We start from the raw sequence: 19,947 nt of genomic DNA, 5'->3' as shown, positions 1-19,947 counted from the left end.
TGCTCATGGGCCGTACACCTCGGCGACAGCCGCAACCATGCCGTCGGCCATCCGCCGGACCTCTTCCGCGGTGCTGACATATGGCGGCATCGCGTAGACAAGGTTCCGGAATGGCCGCACCCAGACCCCGTGCCCGACGGCGGCACTCGTCACGTCGGCGACGTCCACTTCCGTGTTCAGCTCGATGACGCCCACGGCGCCGATCGTGCGGACCTCTTTGACGGCGTCGAGCGCATGAGCGGCTTCGAGACCAGCGGCCAGGCCCGTGCCGATCCGGGCCACATCGGTGCGCCACGCGCCGCCGTCGAGAATTCCCAGGCTCGCATTGGCCACGGCACACGCGAGCGGATTGCCCATGAACGTGGGGCCGTGCAGCAAGGCGCCCGCGCTGCCGCCCGAAACCCGGGCCGCCACGTCGCCCGTGCACAGCGTTGCCGCCAGCGTAAGGTAGCCGCCGGTGAGCGCCTTGCCGACGCACATGATGTCCGGAACCACGCCCACATGTTCCGCGGCGAACAGCTCTCCCGTGCGGCCGAAACCCGTGGCGATCTCGTCGAGGATCAGGAGGATCCCGTGCCGATCGGCGATGTCGCGGAGGATGCGCAGGCATTCGGCGGCGTAGATGAACATGCCGCCGGCGCCCTGAAGCACGGGCTCTACGATGATCGCCGCCAGTTCATCGGCGTGTTCCGCTGCGAGGCCTTCAACCTGGGCCTGCCACTCCGCGATCTCCTCCGGCGGTGAGCCCACTGCGGGTGGCCTCGCGGCGAACACATTGGCAGCGAGCAGGCCGGGGAACGCCGAATGCATGCCCTCCACGGGGTCGCAGACCCCCATCGCCGCGAAGGTGTCGCCGTGGTAACCGCCGCGGATGCTGAGGAAACGTTGCCGCTTGGGGAACCCCGATGCGGTCTGGAACTGGACCGCCAGCTTGAGCGCCACCTCCACGGACACCGACCCCGAATCCGCAAGGAAAACCCGCTCCAACCGTGGACGATCTGCGGCGAAAGGAGCCATGGCCACGAGCCGTTCAGCCAATTGCACAGCTGGTTCGTGCGTGAGGCCGCCGAACATCACATGGCTGAATGTGTCTAGTTGGCGCTTCGCCGCGGCGTCGAGGACGGGGTTCCGGTAACCGTGGATGACGGACCACCACGAAGACATGGCATCGAGCACCTCATGCCCGCCGCCGGCTTCGTCACGTAGCCGCAGCATCACGCCGTCGGCGTCTTCGACTTCCCACAACGGCAGCGTCCCCGACGCCGGAGCGTACGGATGCCAAAGGCTTGCGCGGTCTCGCTGGATGACGCTCATGGCGTGAGCCGTCCGTGACGCGAGCACTCGGCGGTCCAGCCGAGCGGCGTGACCTGGACTTTCATGCGCCGCCGGCACGCGGCGCAATAGCGGGGAGGCTCCATCGCGAGGCGCTGCCGACAGCTCTGGTGAGCGTCTGACGTCGGGCGCTCACCTACCGTTACCGGGTCGCCTTGTGCGGCGGGCTCGCGTTCCGCGGCGGGCTCGCCGCAGTGCCCGCAGAAGCTTGCCGTCTCAGTCATGCTCACAGCGACTTCTGGAGTTCCTTGATGGGCATGTTCAGCTCCACGAGGAGGTTGAGGTCCGCGTCGGCCGGACGACCGAGAGTGGTGAGGTAGTTGCCGACGATCACGGCGTTGATGCCGCCCATGAGGCCTTCGCGGGTGCCGAGATCGCCCAGGGTCAATTCCCGCCCGCCGGCGTAGCGCAGGACGGTCCGTGGCATGGCGAGGCGGAACGCCGCGATCGCACGGAGGGCGTCCTTGCCGTCCATGATTCCCTGGTTTTCGAGAGGTGTTCCCGGGCGCGGATTGAGGAAATTCAGCGGAACTTCATGGGGTTCGAGGGCCGCGAGCTGGCTGGCGAGCTCGGCCCGTTGGGCGGTGGTTTCGCCCATGCCGATCAAGGCGCCGCAGCAAAGTTCCATACCGGCGGCCTTGACCATGTTGCAGGTTTCGAGGCGTTCCTCGTAGCTGTGGGTGGTGACGACCTCGGGGAAGTAGCTGCGCGCTGTTTCGAGGTTGTGGTTGTAGCGGTGGACGCCCCATTCGGCGAGCTGGTCCACCTGGCGCTGGGTGAGCATGCCCAAGGAACAGGCGATGTTGATGTCCACTTCCGCGTTGATGCGGTCGATCGCGAACTTGATCTGGTTCATCAGCTTGATGTCCGGGCCACGGACAGCCGCGACGATGCAGAACTCCGTCGCCCCGGTTGCCGCGGTTTCCTTGGCGGCCTTCACGAGCTCGGGGATGTCGAGCCAGACGCCGCGGACCGGGCTATCAAACAGGCCCGATTGGCTGCAGAAGTGGCAGTCTTCCGGGCATCCTCCGGTCTTGATGGAGATGATGCCTTCCACCTCGACGTCTTCGCCGCAGTGCTCCAGGCGGACTTCGTGGGCAAGCTGCAGGGCTTCGGGAATGGCCTCGTCAGGGAGCTCCAGGATCTCGAGCAACTGGGATTCTGTGAGGCCTTCGCCGTTCGCGAGGACTTGCTCGCGGGCTGTTTCCAGAATCGGATAGGTGGACGTACGCCTTGGGTTTGGCTGGGTGGTCATGGTGCTCCTCGGCCGCTACTTGCAGGGGATGGTGCGTTCCTTCAAGACGGTAATGGGCCTGTGGGATCCTGATTTTGTTGGACGTCCACAAACCCGGAGCCGCAATCTTGGCGGCCGACTCGCTGGATAAGTTACAGCGTGGAAACATCGTGGTGACTCCGTGGTTCCTTCCGGTCGATAGCGTCGAGCGCATGTCCAGACGAGGAAAGTTGCGGGGATGACTGACGATTCGAAGACAACACAAGTGCTTGAACTCCCGACGGCGGGCCGCTCCCCGGAGGGGGTCGCCGTCGTCGAACCTTCCGAGGCGCTAGGCGCGGGGAGCCGCACGGCGGGCAACCGGACGGCCGGGAGCCGCACGGCGGGCAACGCCGATGCGATGAGCGCGGCGAAGGAGAGCCTGGAGGATTACACCCTCAGGTTCGCGCCGCGGTCCTACCGCAAATGGGGCGCGGGCGTGGTGGCGACGAGTGCCCTTGGTGGCATCGCCTATTTGGCGGATTTCTCCATCGGCGCGAATATCGGTATTTCCTATGGCACCGTGAATGCGATTCTGGGAATTGTGGTGGCGGCCGTGGTCATTTTTGCCACGGGATTTCCTTTGGCTTATTACGCCGCCCGGTACAACATCGACCTTGACCTCATAACCCGGGGCTCCGGTTTCGGCTACTACGGTTCGGTGGTCACCAACGTTATTTTTGCGACATTCACGTTCATTTTCTTCGCACTCGAGGGTTCCATCATGGCGCAAGGCCTGGAACTTGGCCTGGGTATTCCGCAGTGGCTTGGCTATGCGGCGTCTACGCTTATTGTCATTCCGCTGGTGATTTACGGGATGAAAGCCCTGTCCAAGTTGCAGGTGTGGACCACGCCTTTGTGGCTCCTGCTCATGGTGGTGCCGGTGGGGTATTTGGTGATTTCGCACCCTGACAGCATCGGGGATTTCTTCGCGTTCACGGGCAAATCGGGGGCTGAAGGGACCAACTTGGCCTCCGTGATGCTGGCCGCAGGTGTCTGCCTGTCACTCATGGCACAGATCGCGGAACAGATTGACTACTTGCGCTTCATGCCGCCAAAGACCGCGGAGAATCGGGCCGCGTGGTGGCGTGCCGTGATCCTGGCCGGTCCGGGTTGGGTGATCTTCGGCGCGATAAAGCAGATCGTCGGCATGTTCATCGCCATCTACCTGATCGCCACGCTGGATCCTGCCGCCTCCGTTCACGCGAACGAGCCCGTGCACCAGTTCCTTGGCGTATACCAGGAAATGATGCCGGCCTGGCTGGCGATGACCTTGGCCGTGGTGCTGGTTGTTATTTCGCAGATCAAGATCAACGTGACCAACGCCTACTCCGGCTCGCTCGCATGGACCAACAGCTTCACCCGCATTACCAAGAGCTACCCGGGCCGGATGGTGTTTGTGGTGGTCAACCTGGTGATTGCGCTCGTGCTGATGGAAGCGAATATGTTCGAGTTCCTCAACACCATTCTTGGTTTCTACGCGAACTGTGCCATGGCTTGGGTTGTCACCGTTGCGTCCGATATCGCCATCAACAAATACCTGCTCAAGATTTCGCCCAAGGTTCCCGAGTTCCGCCGCGGCATGCTTTACGCGGTCAACCCGGTCGGCTTTATCTCGATGCTGGTATCAGCTGTTGTCTCGATTGCCGTGTTCTTCGGTGCTTTCGGTGCTGCTGTTCAGCCGTACTCGCCGATCTTCGCCGTCGGGCTGGCCCTTGTCCTGCCGCCCGCGCTGGCTGTGTTGACCCGGGGGAAGTACTACTTGCGCCGTTCCGACGACGGCATCGATCTGCCGATGTTCGACGCCGACGGCAACCCCAGCGACGCCAAGCTTCCGTGCCACGTGACAGGACTGGAGTTCGAACGACCGGACATGGTCCGTTCAGCTCAGGACGGGCCCGACGGCGAGCCGCAGTTCATCTCTTCGCTCGCCTTGTCGACGGATAAGTCGGGGGAGTTGGTGCTGCCGGCGCAGAGGTAAGGCGCAAGGTAAAAGGCCCCATGGGCCTCGACGACGGATGGGCGGCCTGGCCGCGGTCCCGTCGTCGAGGCCTTTGGTTTGTCGTTTCTGCTGCTGCGCTTCGGCTGTGCTGCTGCGCTCCGGTGGGGGAGCGAGTCCGGGCTGTGGATAACTTTTAAGGCAAAGTTGGCAATTGGGTTACCCTTTTGGGAAATGCTCAGTCTTGAAACTATCTGGGGGATAGCAAACCATGACTCCACGCACTTCCATTTTCGCCCGCGCCCGACTCATCCTCATTGCCACCCTTGCGGCAGGGTTGACGCTGACTGCCTGCGGGAACAGTGGCCAGTCGCAGGCCGAACAATCGGCGTCGCCAACTGCTTCTGCCAGTGCCACAGCTACACCCACTCCGACTGCTGCCTACAAACCGGCCGACGCCAAGGGAAAAGCGCAGAATGTGCCTGTCCCGGTGCTGCCGGAGGCCGCGAAGGCGAATAGCAAGGAGGGGGTGGAGGCGTTCACGGCCCATTGGTTTCGCATGATGAGTTATGCCTATGAAACCGGCGATGTTAGGCCGCTCAGTCAGATCACAGGAGCCAACTGTGAGATGTGCGAGGGCGTCAAGAGGGTTGTTCCGAAGGCATACGCAAGCGACCGTTGGATCAGCGGTGGGCTATTTTCGACGCCGTCTGTGTCGTCCACCTTCAAGCCGCAACCAGATCAGAGCATTCCCGTGGTTGTTCAAGTAATCCAGAGCAAGATCCACTACTGGAGCCTGGATGGGACTGAGTATCGGCAACCCACCGAGGCGACGAATACTGGCAATGTCGCCTTCGTTCGATTCGTCGAAGGTGCCTGGAGGCTTGACGGGGTGAACCCCCTGCAATGAACCCGAGAAGCTGGCTCCGAGGCGTTTTAGGATCTGTACCACTCCTCCTCTTGGTCAGCGTCGGCGCGCAGCCGGCGATCGCTGCCACTGAAAGTGGTGAGGTTGGATGGACCGATACAGGCGTAAAACCTATTGCTTATGTCCGTGACCCACAATCCGGTGAGCTGGTCCCTGCCCCTCCTGGCCACGTCAGTGAGGACCCGAACCAGTACAAAGCAGATCTCCAGTGCCAGGTTGACGACAATTCCTTGGCCAAAAAGTGCCTGCCGGGGCAGGTGCAATGCCCGCCCCGTGAGGCCGGTGGGAAGGCGGGCACTCCGGTCATTTGGAAGGTGGCGCCGAGGTCGGTCTCGAATCCCGTGTGGACCGACTGGGTCTCCAACGGAAATGGTCCGTCCTGCCTGTACGACCAAAAACCGGAGGATGTCTTGCCCCGGATTGCGGCAAGAATCGAGAACGACTTCCGTAACCTTCCGATCAAGCCCGCGGTACTAACCGCCCAACCAAGCCCTCACACGCTCAAAGGCGCCGAAACCAACATTTTCGCGGAAGCGCTTGAGCAGCAATTCGATGTGACGCTCCTTGGCCAAAAGGTCCACGTTGTGGCAACTCCCGTGGAATACACCTACACCTACGGGGACGGCAACAGTCTTGGGCCGACGTCCTTCGCCGGTGGTCCGCTTAGGGAAGAGGAATGGGGCCAGAAGACCAGAACAAGCCATGTCTATCAACAGACCGGTGATTTTCAAATCTCCGTGACCACCACCTTCCGAGGTACCTACTCCGTGAACGGCGGTCCGAGCCTGCCGATTCCGGGCACGGGTCAGTTTGGCTCGCCGCCACAGAACGTGAGCGTCTGGCGGTCCATCACGCGTAATTACGCAGACAACTGCATCGTGAATCCACAAGGCGAGGGCTGCCCGGGCGTCCCCGAGAAATAGCCAGGAGTGAATACGCCGAATTTCCCCGCCGATCCGGTCCATTTCGAGTCCGTACAAGTTCGAACCGTGCGTTGCTGGGGCGAATGCGAAGGCGGGGAACGACCATTATCGTGTGATCCCCGTCTCAACAGGAATAGTTGCAGGCGCGGGGCAGTTGCCGCCAGTGGATCCGTTCCCGTTTGAAAGGCACTGCTCATGTTGTTTTCCCCATTGACGCTCGGCGAACTTGAACTTCCTAACCGCTTGGTCATGGCGCCCCTGACCCGTGTCCGGTCGGGCGCCGAAGGCATTCCCGGCCCCCTGGTTGTGGAACACTACCGTCAGCGTGCCTCGCTCGGGCTTATTGTCAGCGAGGGCACCTACCCGACGCCGGCGGGCCAGTCCTATCCGGGCCAGCCCGGCCTTGTCACGGATGAACAGATCGCGGGCTGGAAGAAGGTGACCGACGCCGTCCATGCTGAAGGCGGCCGGATGTTTGCCCAGATCATGCACGGCGGGCGCGTTTCTCACTCGGACATCACCGGAGGTCGCGAGATCGTGGCACCAAGCGCCGTGGCCATCGACGGTGAAGTCCGCACACCGAACGGCAAGAAGCCCTACCCCGTGCCGCGCGAACTGAGTACCGATGAACTTCCTGCAGTGATCCAGGAAATCGTCACGGCATCCCGGAACGCCATCGAGGCAGGATTCGATGGCGTTGAACTGCACTCGGCCAACGGCTACCTGCTGCACGAGTTCCTTGCCCCTAACACCAATGTCCGCACCGACAGCTACGGTGGCTCTCCGGAAAACCGCGCCCGCTTCGTGATCGAGACCGTCAACGCGGTGGTTGAAGCGTTGGGCGCCAACCGGGTGGGCATCCGGATTTCCCCGGAGCACTCGGTCCAGGGAATCGCCGAAACCGATCCCGCCGATGTTCGGGCAACGTACGAGGTCTTGGTGGACACCATCGCCTCGCTCAACTTGGCCTACCTGAGCATCCTCCACCACGATCCCAAGGGCACGCTTGTCCAAGACCTGCGCGAGCGCTTCAAAGGCACTTTCCTGGTGAACACCGGGTTCGGCGAAGTAACCACGCGGGACGAAGCCCTGGCACTCGTGGCTGATGGACACGCCGACGCCGTGGTGGTTGGTCGTCCGGCCATCGCCAACCCGGACCTGGCGCGCCGGTGGCGTGAGAGCCTCCCGCTCAACGAGCCGGATCCCTCCACGTTCTACGGTGAAGGCGCCAAGGGATACACCGACTACCCGTTCTACGCCAACTAGAACCCCGAAACGGCGACGGCGGCACCTGCCAGGGTGCCGCCGTCGCCGTTTAATGCCTTGGGGACGGGTTCCCTCTGCCATGGCGACGGATTCTGCTGGATCATTCGGTCTGGGACGCCCCGGAGCTCCCGGAATCCCGGGGAATTCACCTCGAGCGAGTGGAATGATCCAGCAGAATGTATCGCTCTCCCTTGCGTATGAGGCCTCCGAATCGGTCCAAGACCCCAAAAGCCGCCGCGGAGGGCCCATTCCTATAGGATTTGTCTATGAAACTCGCTTCCTCACGGGACCGCGCCCCCGGCCGACCCGTCAGCCGCCAGGTTCTCGCCGACCACGTCTACGAGGAACTGCTTGCCTGGCTGATGGACGGCCGATTGGAACCCGGGGCCGCGGTCAGTATCGACGGGACGGCGCGGGAACTGGACGTTTCGCCTACTCCCGTGCGCGAAGCGTTGGCGCGGCTTGAACACACTGGCATGGTCCGTCGGGTGGCCTTGAAGGGCTACCGCGTGGCGCCGGTTTTTACGCGTGAAGACTTCGCCGAACTCATGGAGGCCCGGCTGGCGATTGAGCCGGTCAATGCACGGTTGGCGTGCAGTCGGATGACGCCCGAGGGATTGGCAGACCTTCGCGGGGCCGTAAAAGATCTGGAGACGGCTCCTCGAGGCCCGTCCTTCGTGGAATTCCGGGACTATCTCGAGGCCGATGAGCGCTTCCACAAGCTGATCGCCGAGCAGTCTGGCAACCAATTTATGCTTTCCGCCTACAACGCCCTCGGGGGACAGGTCCAGCGGTTCCGGCTTTTCGGGGGAGTGGGCATCACAGACGCAGAGCAGGCCATCGCCGAACACCAAGCCGTGTTCGAAGCACTGGCGAGCGGGGACCCGGAGCAAGCCGCAGCTGCCATGGAGGATCACGTGCAGAAGGTCCGCGCCCGGGCCATCGCCGACGCGCCTGCCGACTGAGCCGTCGACGTCAGGCCACGCGCCCGACGTCGATCCAAGACAGCGCCTCGAAGCCACCAGAACCGCAAGGCCCGTCGATAGGCGGGCCTTTTGCGTGCCTCTTGCCGCCCGTGCCCGGTGACCCACTTCACAAACATATGTAAGACATATAGGATCTTCGATGACGCGGGGAATCGGGGCCGGTCAACAGAAACTCCACACAAATATGTTGACAGCCTCGCGCAGATAGTAAATCCTATAGGAAACAGGATTCCACGAAGGAGTGACGATTATGGCGTACACCGCCGAAAACTGGCCGATCACCGCGGCCCTGCTGCAGTTCCCCGGTACCGACGCCACGGGACGGCACATCAACGACGCCGATGCCTCCGCTTGGGCCGATGTCCTACAGGAAGTCAAGGACGCAGGATTTGCTAACGCCGATCTCACGGACAGCTGGGTCCGCCCGGGAGACTTGAGCAAGGCCCGCCTCGCCGAGTTCAAACAGACCGCAGACCACGTTGGCATTGGCATCCCGGTGATCTCGGCCATCCGCCGCAGCGTCATTCACTCCCGGGACTGGGCCGACAATATGGCGTACAGCCACCGCACCATTGACGCCGCAGCCGAGCTGGGCTGCGAGGTTGTCTCCTTCGGACTCCACCAGGCGATCACCGCCGAACAGCAAAAGCAGTTGTGGTTCTGGACCGTGGAGGGCTACAAGGACCCGGCGGGGGACAAGGAAGCCTGGAGCAACGCGGTCGCACGTTTGCGGGAACTCGGTGAGCACGCCGCGGAAGTCGGGATTCTCCTGTCCCTTGAAATGTATGAAGACACGTTCCTGGGCACCGCCGACTCCTCGGTGCAGTTGGTCCAGGACATCGGGCTCGACAACGTGGGCCTCAATCCGGACCTCGGAAACCTGATCCGTCTCCACCGGCCCATCGAGGACTGGCGCGAGATGGTGGCCAAGACCCTGCCGTACTCCAACTACTGGCACATGAAGAACTACATCCGCGACGAAGACGTGGCCCGCGACAGCTACATCACCATGCCGGCTCCGATGGAGAGCGGCCTCATCAACTACCGCGAAGCCTTCAAGGTCGCATTGTCTGTGGGCTTCCAGGGCATCCTGTGCACCGAGCACTACGGAGGCGACGGGCTCAGCGTTACGGCAAGCAACCAGAAATACCTGCGTCGCCAGGTCCTCCCGAAGACGGAGAACTACGCCTTGGGCCAGAGCCAGGTCGCCCAGGGGCGCCAGCAGCCCTCCGGCCGCACGCAGCCCTCCGGCCACACGCAGCCTTCCGGCCGCACCCAGCCCGGCCACGCCCAGGCCGAAGCATCCCAACTGGCTGGCGTGTAGACCATGACAAGGATTTTCGATAACCCCGCAGACTTTGCTGACGATGCGCTGGACGGATTCGTCGCCGCGAACCGCGGGTATGTTGCCCGGGTGGATGGCGGAGTGGTCCGCTCCACCGAAGTCCCCGCCGGGCAGGTTGCCTTGGTCGTGGGCGGCGGCTCGGGACACTATCCCGCGTTCGCTGGACTGGTCGGACCCGGACTGGCAACAGCCTCGGCGTGCGGCAACATGTTCGCGTCCCCAGCTGCCGGCCAGGTTTATCGCGTGGCCAAAGCAGCCAACGCCGGCGGCGGCGTCCTGCTCAGCTACGGCAACTACGCCGGCGACGTGCTGCACTTCGGCCAGGCCCAGTTGCGCCTCAACGCCGAAGGCATCGAAACGCGCACAGTGACCGTGACCGACGACATCGCCAGCGCTCCGTTGGACCAGATCGAAAAGCGGCGGGGAATCGCGGGAGACCTGACGGTCTTCAAGATCGCCGGCGCCGCGGCCGAAGCGGGACTGGACCTCGACGCCGTCGAGCGCTTGGCGATCAAGACGAACCACCGCACACGCTCGCTGGGAGTGGCCTTCGACGGCTGCACTCTTCCGGGCGCCAAGGACCCGCTGTTCCACGTTCCGGCGGGCCAAATGTCCCTCGGCCTGGGCATCCACGGCGAGCCGGGCATTTCCGAGCACAAAATGCCCACCGCTTCCGAACTCGCCGAACTGCTCGTTTCGAAGCTCCTCAATGACAAGCCCGACGACGCCGGTAACCGCGTGGTGGCCATCGTCAACGGCCTCGGCACTGTCAAGTACGACGAGCTCTTCCTGCTCTTCGGCAAGATCGAGAAGCTCCTCGGCAAAGCAGGACTCACGGTGGTGGAACCCGAGTGCGGTGAGCTCGTGACAAGCCTGGACATGTCCGGTCTTTCGCTGACGCTGCTGTGGCTGGACGAGGAACTCGAACAGTATTGGGCGGCGCCCGCGGACACCCCCGCCTTCCGCAAGGGCAACCTCGCGCCCCGCCCGCCCCGCAACCAAGCGAGCGTCATCGCGGCGGACGAGTCCGACGTCGAGCAGCCCAAGGAAGCTGCTGCCGAGCTTGGGCGGCTGGCCGTGGCCGTGCTAGCGCAGGTGCGGGACGTTGTCGTCGAGTATGAAGAGGAACTCGGCAAACTGGACGCGATTGCCGGCGACGGCGACCACGGCATCGGCATGCGCCGCGGCGTTGACGCAGCTTTCGCCGCCGCCGGGACGGCAAGCGGAGCGTCAGTGGGGCGGATCCTGACGGCGGCGGGGGAGGCCTGGAGTGAACGCGCCGGCGGCACTTCCGGAGCGCTGTGGGGCTCGGCGATCATCGCGGCCGGGCAGGCGCTCGGCAACAAGGCGGGCTACTCGGGCGAGGACGCGGCGGCCGCCGTCACTGCGTTTGTGGACGCGATCACGGAACTCGGCAAAGCCGATCCTGGCGACAAGACCATGGTGGACGCGCTGCTTCCGTTCCGGGATGCCTTCCTGACAGAGTTCGACGCCGGAGCGCCGGTTGACCGGGCCCTTGCGGCAGCTGCTGCGGCGGCGGAGTCCGCGGCGGCTGAGACGGCGCGTTTGCGTCCGCTCAAGGGCCGGGCCCGCCCCCTTGCGGAGAAGAGCCTGGGCCACCCCGATCCCGGTGCGGTCTCCTTCGGGCTGATCACGGCGAGGATCTCACAACATATCGATTCACAACTGGGCGGTTCACAAGCCGTACCGGCAGGAAACGGAGCACAGGCATGAGCAGTTCAGCGGGCTGGCGGATCGTCGTCGGCAATGACGAAGCCGGCGTGGAATACAAGCAGGCACTGATGGCGCTGCTTGAGGCCGATCCCCGGGTGGCGTCCGTTCAGGATGTCGGCGTCGGCGCCAACGACTCCACGGCGTACCCGCACGTTGCCGTGGACGCGGCGCGCAAGGTCGCCGAGGGCGATGCAGACCGCGCCTTGTTGATCTGCGGAACGGGCCTTGGCGTGGCCATCGCCGCCAACAAAGTCCCCGGAATCCGTGCCGTCACCGCGCACGACAGCTACTCCGTTGAGCGCTCGGTCCTGAGCAACAACGCACAGGTCCTGACCATGGGACAGCGGGTGATTGGCTTGGAACTGGCCAAGAAACTGGTGGGCGAATGGCTGGGCCACCACTTCGACGAAACATCATCCTCCGCCGCCAAGGTGGACGCCATCTGCTCCTACGAGCCCGATTACACAAAGGCAGTGTGACATGACTGAATCACAGAAGAGCCCCGTCGGTACGACGGCGGCCCGGAAGATCGCCGTCGTCGGCTCCGGTTACATGGGCGGCGGGATCGCGCAGGTCCTCGCCCTCGGCGGAGCACGCGTGGCGTTGGCGGACGTGTCCGCGGAGATCGCACAGAAGAACTACGACCGCCTGCTGGTGGAGTCGGACGAATTCGTGGCCGCGGGCCTCTTTCCTGAAGGTTCCACGGCAATCCTGAAGGCCAATCTGTGGGCGGCCAAGGACATCGAAGAGGCCGTGGCGGACGCCGACTTCATCGAAGAAGCCGTCCCCGAGGTCCTCGACATCAAGCACCAGACCCTGGCCCGCATCAGCGCGGCCGCCCGCCCGGACGCGCTGATCGGCTCCAACACCTCCACCATTTCCATCGCCGATCTGGCCGAGGCCGTGGCACGTCCTGAGCGGTTCCTCGGCGTGCACTTCTCCAACCCGTCCCCGTTCATCCCGGGCGTCGAGATCATTCCCCACGCCGGCACCACTGCCGAGACCGTGGCTGCGTCCCGCGAACTTGTCCACGCGGCAGGCAAGCAAACCGCCGTCGTCAAGGACGTCACCGGTTTCGTGCTCAACCGGCTGCAATACGCGCTTTTCCACGAGGCTGCGCAGCTGGTGGAGCAGGGGATCGCAACAGCCGACGACGTCGACACCCTGGTCCGTACGACGTTCGGCTTCCGATTGCCGTTCTTTGGTCCATTCGCGATCGCCGACATGGCTGGACTGGACGTCTACAACTTCTGCTACAAATCCCTGCAGACCGGATTCCCGGAACGCTTCGCCACCCCGAAGATCCTGAGTGACCTCGTGGAGGCAGGGAAGCTCGGGACCAAGACCGGGGCGGGCTTCCTTAACGTCCCCGCCGAACGCACGCCCGAACTCATCGCCTACCGGAACAAGGCCTACGTGGCCATGCAGAAGCTCCTCGACGAGCTCGGCCCGGCACCCATCAACTAGCCCCACCATTCACAGGAGAATACACATGAGCACCTTCCCCGCAGAACGAACCGCGATTGTCACCGGCGCCGTCTCCGAGCGCGGCATCGGCAGAGCCACCGTCAACTACCTGGCCGCGCAGGGCTGGAACATCGGCATCATCGACCTCGACGACGCCCTCTGCAAGTCCACCGCCAAGGAAATCGCCGCCGAATATGGCGTCAAGGCCTACGGTGTGGGCGCCAATGTGGCCGATGAAGCATCCGTACGCTCCGCGATCGACACGCTCGAGGCCGAGTTGCCGCAGATCGTCGCCCTGGCCAACGTTGCCGGCGTCAGCTCACCGATTCCGTACCTGGAACTCGAGCCCGCCGAGTGGAACCGTGTCCTGAACATCAACCTCAACGGAGTCCACTACGCCACCCGCCGCGTTGCCGAATCGATGGTCAAGAACCGGATCGGACGCATCGTGAACATCTCTTCGGTTTCCGCCCAACGCGGCGGTGGCACGTTCTCCAAGACCCCGTACTCGGTGGCCAAGGCCGGTGTCATCGGCCTGACCCGCGCCACCGCCCGCGAACTGGGTGAGTTCGACATCACCGTCAACGCCATTTCTCCCGGCCCCATCGACACCGACATCATGGGCGGCACCCTCAGCGAGGAACGCAAGGACGAACTCACCAAGGACCTCGTGGTGAACCGCGTGGGCTCCACGCGGGACATCGCCGCCGCCATCGCCTTCCTCATCAGCGAGGACTCCGGCTACATTTCCGGCCAGACGCTGAATGTGGACGGCGGACTCTACATGCACTAATCCGGGACCGCATCACCCTTTGAAATGCCCCAACCCCTGACTACTCAGCTCTGATTACTCAACAGTCATTACTCAAAGAGGAGTTTCGATGTCCGTTGCAACAACATCCACGAAGGAGATGCTGGATTCGCCGGTTCTGAAATCGGCAATCCGCAAGGCTGCGGCTCGGCTCATGCCGATGCTGGTCATCCTCTATGTTGTCTCCTTCCTCGACCGCACCAACGTCGGTTTCGCTGAAGCCGCCCTCGGCGCGGACAAAGGCGTCTCGGCCGGCGCGTTCGCGCTCGGTGCCGGCATTTTCTTCATCGGCTACGCGATCTTTGAAATCCCCAGCAACCTGTTGCTCAAGAAGGTTGGCGCCAAGATCTGGCTTGCCCGCATCGCGATCACCTGGGGACTCGTCTCGGCCTGCTTTGCCTTCGTGCAGGGTGAGACGTCCTTCGTGATCCTGCGCTTCCTGCTCGGTGTGACCGAGGCGGGGCTGTTCCCAGGGGTCATCATGTACTTGGCTGAGTGGTTCCCGAACAAGGTGCGAGTGCAGATGTTCGCGATCTTCTACCTTGCCCAGCCGTTCTCCCAGATGATCGGCAACCCGCTCTCCGGCTGGCTCATCAACATCGGCGACCAGATTCCCGGCGTCCGTGGCTGGCAGGTCATGTTCTTCACCGAGGGCATCCTGGCAGTGCTCGCTGGCGTTGCGGCGTTCTTCTTCCTGATCAACGGCCCGGAGAAGGCCAAGTTCCTCAACGTCGACGAAAAGTTCGCGCTCAAGGAGATCATGACCCAGGAGGACACCGTTAAAGATGAAACCGGGCCGCGGGGCGTGTTCGCGGCGATGCGCAACGGTCGCGTCTGGTACTTCACCCTCATCTACTTCTGCCTGCAGATCGCCGTCTACGGTGTCACGTTCTTCTTGCCGCAGCAGGTTTCCTCGCTGACAGGCCAGAAGGTGGGCCTTGCCGTCGGCTTGCTGATCGCGGTTCCGTGGTTCTTCGGTATCTTCTCCTGCTACCTGATCGGCCGGGCAGCCAACACCGTTGCCAAGCGCCGCACGTTCGGCACGGTGCTGTTCGTGTCCACGGGTGTCTGCATCCTCGGTTCGGCTTGGGCCGGAACTAACCACCAGCCGGTGCTCGGGCTGATCTTTATCACGCTCGCGGTGTGCAGCTTCCTGGCCGTCGGGCCGGTCGTTTGGGCCTACCCGACAGCGTTCCTCGCCGGCTCGGCTGCTGCGGCCGGTATCGGTCTGATCAACTCGTTGGGCAACCTGGGTGGTTTCGTGGCCCCGATCCTGCGGACCGCTGTCAACAGCGCCACCGCCGACCCCACGGGATCGGCTGGCGTCTATGCACTGGGAATCCTTCCATTTTTGGCGGCCGCCATGATGTATGGCACCCGGGTATTCAGGAACAAGGCCGACGATCTCCTGGGCAAGTAGTCCGTTGTACGTCGGAGTCAGCACCAAGATGTACATGGGCTACCGGCACAGCATGTCTTGGCTGGAGCAATTGCGAGGTGAAGTGGACGCCCGTCCGGCCCTTATGGCCGGGCGGGTGGTCCCGTTTGTGATCCCGTCGTTCCCCATGTTGCCCGACGCGGCCCGGATACTGGAAGGCTCTCCACTGATCCTGGGCGCGCAGAACTGTGGGTGGGCCGAGGGCCCGTGGACCGGGGAAGTGTCACCGTCCTTGCTGGCGGAGCTCGGTGCGCAGCTCGTGGAGATCGGACACGCGGAACGACGCCGGCACTTCGCCGAGGACGACGCAGTGGTCGCATTGAAGGTCCGGGCCGCGGTGGACGCAGGGTTGACCCCGCTGCTGTGTGTCGGCGAGGAAGCCGTCGCCGATCCGGCGGTGTCGGCGTCGTTCGTGTTCCAGCAGATCCTGGCCGCCGTCCGGGACGACTGGACGACGGCGGCCCGTTTGGTTATCGCGTACGAACCGGTGTGGGCTATTGGCGCTGCCGAGCCGGCTGGCGTAGCCTACGTGTCCGACGTCGTCGCTCATCTCCGCGAATCGCTGGCCGAGCATGGCCTCGCCGGGCTGCCGATCATTTACGGTGGCTCGGCCAAACCGGGGCTCATGCCTGAACTGCGGGGCGTGTCCGGACTCTTCCTGGGCCGCTTCGCCCACGACCCCGCGAACTTCGGGGCGGTCTTGGACGAAGCGCTGAGCTTGCCCAACTGATCCCCACCGCCGCCCTCGCCTCGCAAGCTCGACCAGGGAACCCTGGCGGCGTGGGCCCCCGCAGTTGTTGTCGTTTTCAGCCCTCAGAGCGACAACTAATGCGAGTCAGTTGGGGCCGCCACGCTGGCATAGTCCGACAAAGCCGCCCAAGTGCTCCAGCCCCTCCGGCTGGGTCGGCAGGTAATTGGTCAGCTCCGGCGAGCGTACGACGACGGCCCGCCACTGACCGCGCGATATCGCCACGTTGATCCGGTTGCGCGAAAGAAGGAATTCCATGCCGCGAGGTACCTCGGCTGCAGCGGACGCGGCCATGGAGACGATCACTACCGGAGCTTCCTGGCCTTGGAACTTGTCTACGGTGCCGACCCGCACACCGCGGAGTCGGGCCGCTCTCAGTTCGCGCTGAATGAGCTGAACCTGGGCGTTATACGCCGCCACCACGAGGATGTCCTTTTCGAGTAGCGGCCGTTCCTCCTGCGATTCACGAGGGTCCACCCACGCCAAGCCGAGGTGTTCCTTGACTTGCCGGACTACCTCCGCTGCTTCTTCGGGCGACTGGGTGGAGTTGCCGCTGTGTGGGACGTAGACACATTCGACGCCGGCCCCAACTCCGGACAGCTTCCGCGTGGAGACAGCTGGTGCCGAATGCAGCCGGCCGTCATAGGAGAGCCCGGACACCGCGGAGCACAAATCCGGGTGCATCCGCCACGAGGTCGCCAGGAAATACCCGAGTTCCGGGGGGAGGGTGTGCAGCCCGTGGGCCAGCCAGCCGAGGGCAGACTCATCCACCGGTTCGGGGTGTTTGCCCTGCGTGACTTGGGGCAGTTGTTGGGGATCGCCGAGGAGCAGCAGCCTCTTCGTTGCACGGCTCACGGCGAGGGTGTTGGCGAGCGAGAACTGCCCGGCCTCGTCGATGACCAGCAGATCCAGGGATCCCGCGGGGACTGTTCGGCCCGTCATGGTCCACGCCGTGCCGCCGATGAGGCAGCCTCCCGGGGATCCGAGCAGGAGCTCAATGTCGTCCTTCGTCTGCTGGCTCCACGGGACGGGGTCATCGTGTTTCATTTCCTTGGCAATGACATCCGTATCGACCCCGGCCTTCACCGCGGCATGGAGCATGTTCTCCACCACGGCATGGGACTGCGCAACAACGCCCACCTTCCAGCCCTCGAGCACCAGCCGGGCGACGACGTGCGAGCCCACGTGGGTCTTACCCGTCCCTGGTGGCCCTTGGACGGCTAGGTATGACTGGTCCAGATCCATCACGGCCGCGGTGATCGCATCCACATAACCGTCGTCGCCAGGTCCGACGGCGGGCAACGCCGCGAGTGTGGCAAGCCTCGGCGGCACGCGGCGCAGCAGGTCCAGGGCCGGATCCTTCGGCCACCTTGGCAGGCTGGAACGCACTTTGACGGCCAGTTCGCTCAAGGCTTTTCTCTGCCCATCCGTGTTGACCGGAGCATCGGGCGTCAAAGCCATGGGTAGCTGGGAGTATTCGGCCGCACCCTTGGGCAATCGCTCCGAAATGGTCACGACATCCGAAACGTCGTCGGGTTCAGCACGGGTGATGCCTTCATCGAGGACATCGAGATCACCGGCCTCGATCACATCCGTGCCGGACATTCCCGATCTGCCGAGAGCGCTTTCGTTCTTGCCCAGGAAGGCGTCGGGGAGCGGAGGCTCGTACATCCGGAAGTACTTCTTACCGGGCGCGAAACCCGAGCCGTCTGCGGCGTGTCCGAAGAGCAGCACTTTCCGCGCCGGGTTGCTGCGGGGAGTCGGCTTGGCCCAGTCCTGCAATACTTCGCCGTGCTCCACGATGAAGCAGTCCCGGGTGTCCTCCCATTCGGAAACTGGCCGGTCGAGTCGATCGAAGTGGCTCCACCAAAACTGCTTGTCCTCCCGCCTGTGGAAGCCGACCGCGGCTGCCACCATGGCCACCGCACGCTTGTCATCGGAGGGAAGGGAGTCGTCCGGCAATTCCGCGAGGTAGTCGAGGAGCGCCGTCTCCTCGGGCGCCGCCTCATATTTGGCAGGCTCGGTCTCCGTGTGCAATTCCGGTCCTGAAGCACTCACCAGCCCGGGTTCAACGGAGCGTTCCGCTGCCAGGCCCAGCAGCCAATTCCGCAGTTCCAGGGTGGAGAGGCAGTCGTATTCGTTGTAGTCGGAAATACCCGCGAGGATCGTTGCCGCTTCATCTTCGCGGTTCGCGTCCCGGGCCGTGCAGTAATTGGCGTAGGCAACCACGGAGGCCCCGGCGTCGGTCACGTCACCCGAACGCAAATGCTCGCCCATATACAGAGGCTCGAGTTTCTTGATGCTGTAGGAGTCTTCGGAGATGCGGATGCTGTGCCGCACCGTGTCGTAGAGGTCGACCAGGACGCCTTCGCGAAGGAGGTTGTCCACGGCGGCTTCGCCCACGGTGTGTATGACCGACAAATTGCGCAGTGCGGTCTTCTCGTAGGCGGCGTAGTGGTAGATCCGCATGTCCGGATACTTCATGCGGCGTTCTTCCACGTAGTCGAGAAAGTCGACGAACGCCTGCCGCTCCTCAGCCCGGGAGTGTGCCCAGAACGGTTTGAAAACAGGCTCTCCCCCCGGTTCCGTGGGATTTTCGACCACCCCGAACAAGTACTCCAATCCCCAGCGGCCGGTCACGGGGTCTTGCCACAGCGGGTCTCCTTCGAAGTCGAAGAAGATGTCTCCGGCGTCGGGCCGGGGCAGCCGGGCCAGGGAGTTGGATTCCAGAACGGAATAGCTGATGCTCTTGGCCTCGCCGGATTTGTCGGTGTAATTGACGGTGCCATCAGGTGTGGCAGTTCCGGTCTGCAGCCGGGCTTGTTCCTGCAAGCGCCGCGTAGCGGAATCGGCGGCGTCGGGCATCCGAGCAAGCGCGTCGATCGTGAAGATGCCCCCTTCCATGAGCTTCTTGCGGCGGGTGATTCTCATCCCCGCCACCATGAGCAGATCCCGGTGCAGGCGAACTTGTTCCTTGCAGTAGTCGCAGCGGCCGCAGGCCGTGATCCCAGGTGCACCCCATTGGATAGGCTCAAGCCGCGATCGGTGCGCCTCAGTCAATGCCAGGAAGCGCTCGCGGCGTTCGCGAAACACCGGCAGTACGTCGGCAAGCCGATGGTTGCTGTGTACGTAGTCGAAGCCCGCCTGGCCGTCCGCCCCGGCAGCGTTAGGGCCCGGAACGTCCCGCTGAATGGTAGCCCCGAGGACCAAGGTCAGATCCGGCGCGGGAGCAATCCCCGCCTTGAGCAGTTGGTCGCCGTAGGCAGCCAGTTGCAGCAGGGCTGTGACCTTGGCATGGCGGGCGAGCTTGGTGTCGAAAACCGCGTAGCTTCCGTTGGGTTGCTTGACGAGGAAATCGGACCGTCCGTGGAACTGACCGTCGAAGAACGCCGCTTGGAAGACCACATCCGCGCCGGAGCGCAGCGCCTCGATGGACTCTGCATGCTTCGCTCGCAGGGTGGCGCGGTCCATCGCTTCGGCGGGAACKACGTCGAACACCCCCTTCCCGGTAAGCGGGTCCCAGGTGCCGAACTCGGCCACGAAACGGTCGAGCACCCTGTGTTCGTGAACGTCGCCGAGCGCGGCGGTCCGCTCCAGCATCTCGTCGACCTCGAAGGCCGGCTTCGGTGATCGGCCCAGCTTCTCGTCCAACTTGCGCAGCAACTGGTACTCGCAGGTGGAAGCCGTGACGAGGTCGCTGGCGGAAAACACCAGGTCCTGCGCGTGCCCTGCAACTTCTGAATCGAGAAAAAACACC

Annotated in this window: 16 protein-coding genes; 12 read left to right on the top strand and 4 right to left on the bottom strand. The window is 63.6% G+C overall.

Annotated features, from left to right (window positions below):
• Window positions 1-3: 3 nt before the first annotated feature.
• From AC1DLO_RS18580 to bioB, 3 genes are all read right to left on the bottom strand, one after another.
• Window positions 4-1,314: an adenosylmethionine--8-amino-7-oxononanoate transaminase gene (locus AC1DLO_RS18580; RefSeq protein ID WP_476891671.1), complete on the bottom strand. Its 1,311-nt coding sequence runs from the start codon at window positions 1,312-1,314 to the stop codon at window positions 4-6.
• Window positions 1,311-1,418 (bottom strand): biotin synthase auxiliary protein BsaP, encoded by a 108-nt coding sequence (gene bsaP, locus AC1DLO_RS18575; RefSeq protein ID WP_476914566.1) that lies wholly within the window; start codon window positions 1,416-1,418, stop codon window positions 1,311-1,313. Before bsaP ends, AC1DLO_RS18580 begins: the two co-directional genes overlap by 4 nt.
• A gap of 140 nt (window positions 1,419-1,558) precedes the next feature.
• A complete protein-coding gene (gene bioB, locus AC1DLO_RS18570) occupies window positions 1,559-2,587 on the bottom strand; it encodes a biotin synthase BioB (protein WP_476891673.1) in 1,029 nt (342 codons plus the stop codon).
• 217 nt (window positions 2,588-2,804) lie between these two features.
• Here bioB and AC1DLO_RS18565 point away from each other — a divergent pair, with 217 nt between their 5' ends.
• The 12 genes from AC1DLO_RS18565 to AC1DLO_RS18510 all read left to right on the top strand — a co-directional run bounded on the left by AC1DLO_RS18565 (window position 2,805) and on the right by AC1DLO_RS18510 (window position 16,172).
• On the top strand, window positions 2,805-4,586 hold the full coding sequence (locus tag AC1DLO_RS18565) for a purine-cytosine permease family protein (RefSeq protein ID WP_476891674.1): 1,782 nt from the start codon (window positions 2,805-2,807) through the stop codon (window positions 4,584-4,586).
• Between the two features lie 295 nt (window positions 4,587-4,881).
• Window positions 4,882-5,454 carry a DUF6318 family protein gene (locus tag AC1DLO_RS18560; RefSeq protein WP_476891675.1) on the top strand — a complete coding sequence of 191 codons (573 nt, stop codon included), beginning with the start codon at window positions 4,882-4,884 and terminating at the stop codon, window positions 5,452-5,454.
• Window positions 5,455-5,882: 428 nt separating this feature from the next.
• Window positions 5,883-6,395 carry a hypothetical protein gene (locus AC1DLO_RS18555; protein WP_476891676.1) on the top strand — a complete coding sequence of 171 codons (513 nt, stop codon included), beginning with the start codon at window positions 5,883-5,885 and terminating at the stop codon, window positions 6,393-6,395.
• A 195-nt stretch (window positions 6,396-6,590) separates the two neighbouring features.
• A complete protein-coding gene (locus tag AC1DLO_RS18550) occupies window positions 6,591-7,661 on the top strand; it encodes an alkene reductase (protein WP_476891677.1) in 1,071 nt (356 codons plus the stop codon).
• A 266-nt stretch (window positions 7,662-7,927) separates the two neighbouring features.
• Window positions 7,928-8,626 (top strand): GntR family transcriptional regulator, encoded by a 699-nt coding sequence (locus AC1DLO_RS18545; protein ID WP_476891678.1) that lies wholly within the window; start codon window positions 7,928-7,930, stop codon window positions 8,624-8,626.
• Between the two features lie 271 nt (window positions 8,627-8,897).
• Window positions 8,898-9,971: a sugar phosphate isomerase/epimerase family protein gene (locus tag AC1DLO_RS18540; RefSeq protein WP_476891679.1), complete on the top strand. Its 1,074-nt coding sequence runs from the start codon at window positions 8,898-8,900 to the stop codon at window positions 9,969-9,971.
• A gap of 3 nt (window positions 9,972-9,974) precedes the next feature.
• Window positions 9,975-11,726 (top strand): dihydroxyacetone kinase subunit DhaL, encoded by a 1,752-nt coding sequence (gene dhaL, locus AC1DLO_RS18535; RefSeq protein WP_476891680.1) that lies wholly within the window; start codon window positions 9,975-9,977, stop codon window positions 11,724-11,726.
• Window positions 11,723-12,205: a ribose-5-phosphate isomerase gene (locus tag AC1DLO_RS18530; RefSeq protein ID WP_476891681.1), complete on the top strand. Its 483-nt coding sequence runs from the start codon at window positions 11,723-11,725 to the stop codon at window positions 12,203-12,205. The genes dhaL and AC1DLO_RS18530 overlap by 4 nt, the downstream gene beginning before the upstream one ends.
• A gap of 1 nt (window position 12,206) precedes the next feature.
• On the top strand, window positions 12,207-13,193 hold the full coding sequence (locus tag AC1DLO_RS18525; protein ID WP_476891682.1) for a 3-hydroxyacyl-CoA dehydrogenase family protein: 987 nt from the start codon (window positions 12,207-12,209) through the stop codon (window positions 13,191-13,193).
• A gap of 25 nt (window positions 13,194-13,218) precedes the next feature.
• Complete coding sequence (locus AC1DLO_RS18520; RefSeq protein ID WP_476891683.1) at window positions 13,219-13,986, top strand: SDR family NAD(P)-dependent oxidoreductase; 768 nt, start codon at window positions 13,219-13,221, stop codon at window positions 13,984-13,986.
• An 88-nt stretch (window positions 13,987-14,074) separates the two neighbouring features.
• On the top strand, window positions 14,075-15,424 hold the full coding sequence (locus AC1DLO_RS18515; protein ID WP_476891684.1) for an MFS transporter: 1,350 nt from the start codon (window positions 14,075-14,077) through the stop codon (window positions 15,422-15,424).
• Window positions 15,375-16,172: a triose-phosphate isomerase family protein gene (locus AC1DLO_RS18510; protein WP_476891685.1), complete on the top strand. Its 798-nt coding sequence runs from the start codon at window positions 15,375-15,377 to the stop codon at window positions 16,170-16,172. The genes AC1DLO_RS18515 and AC1DLO_RS18510 overlap by 50 nt, the downstream gene beginning before the upstream one ends.
• Before the next feature lie 105 nt (window positions 16,173-16,277).
• Here the strand turns inward: AC1DLO_RS18510 and AC1DLO_RS18505 are convergent, their stop codons facing one another.
• Complete coding sequence (locus AC1DLO_RS18505) at window positions 16,278-19,946, bottom strand: TM0106 family RecB-like putative nuclease (RefSeq protein WP_476891686.1); 3,669 nt, start codon at window positions 19,944-19,946, stop codon at window positions 16,278-16,280.
• Window position 19,947 lies beyond the last annotated feature (1 nt).

The organism is Arthrobacter sp. 01T419 (assembly GCF_056398865.1).
This window is presented reverse-complemented; position numbering and strand designations above follow the sequence as displayed.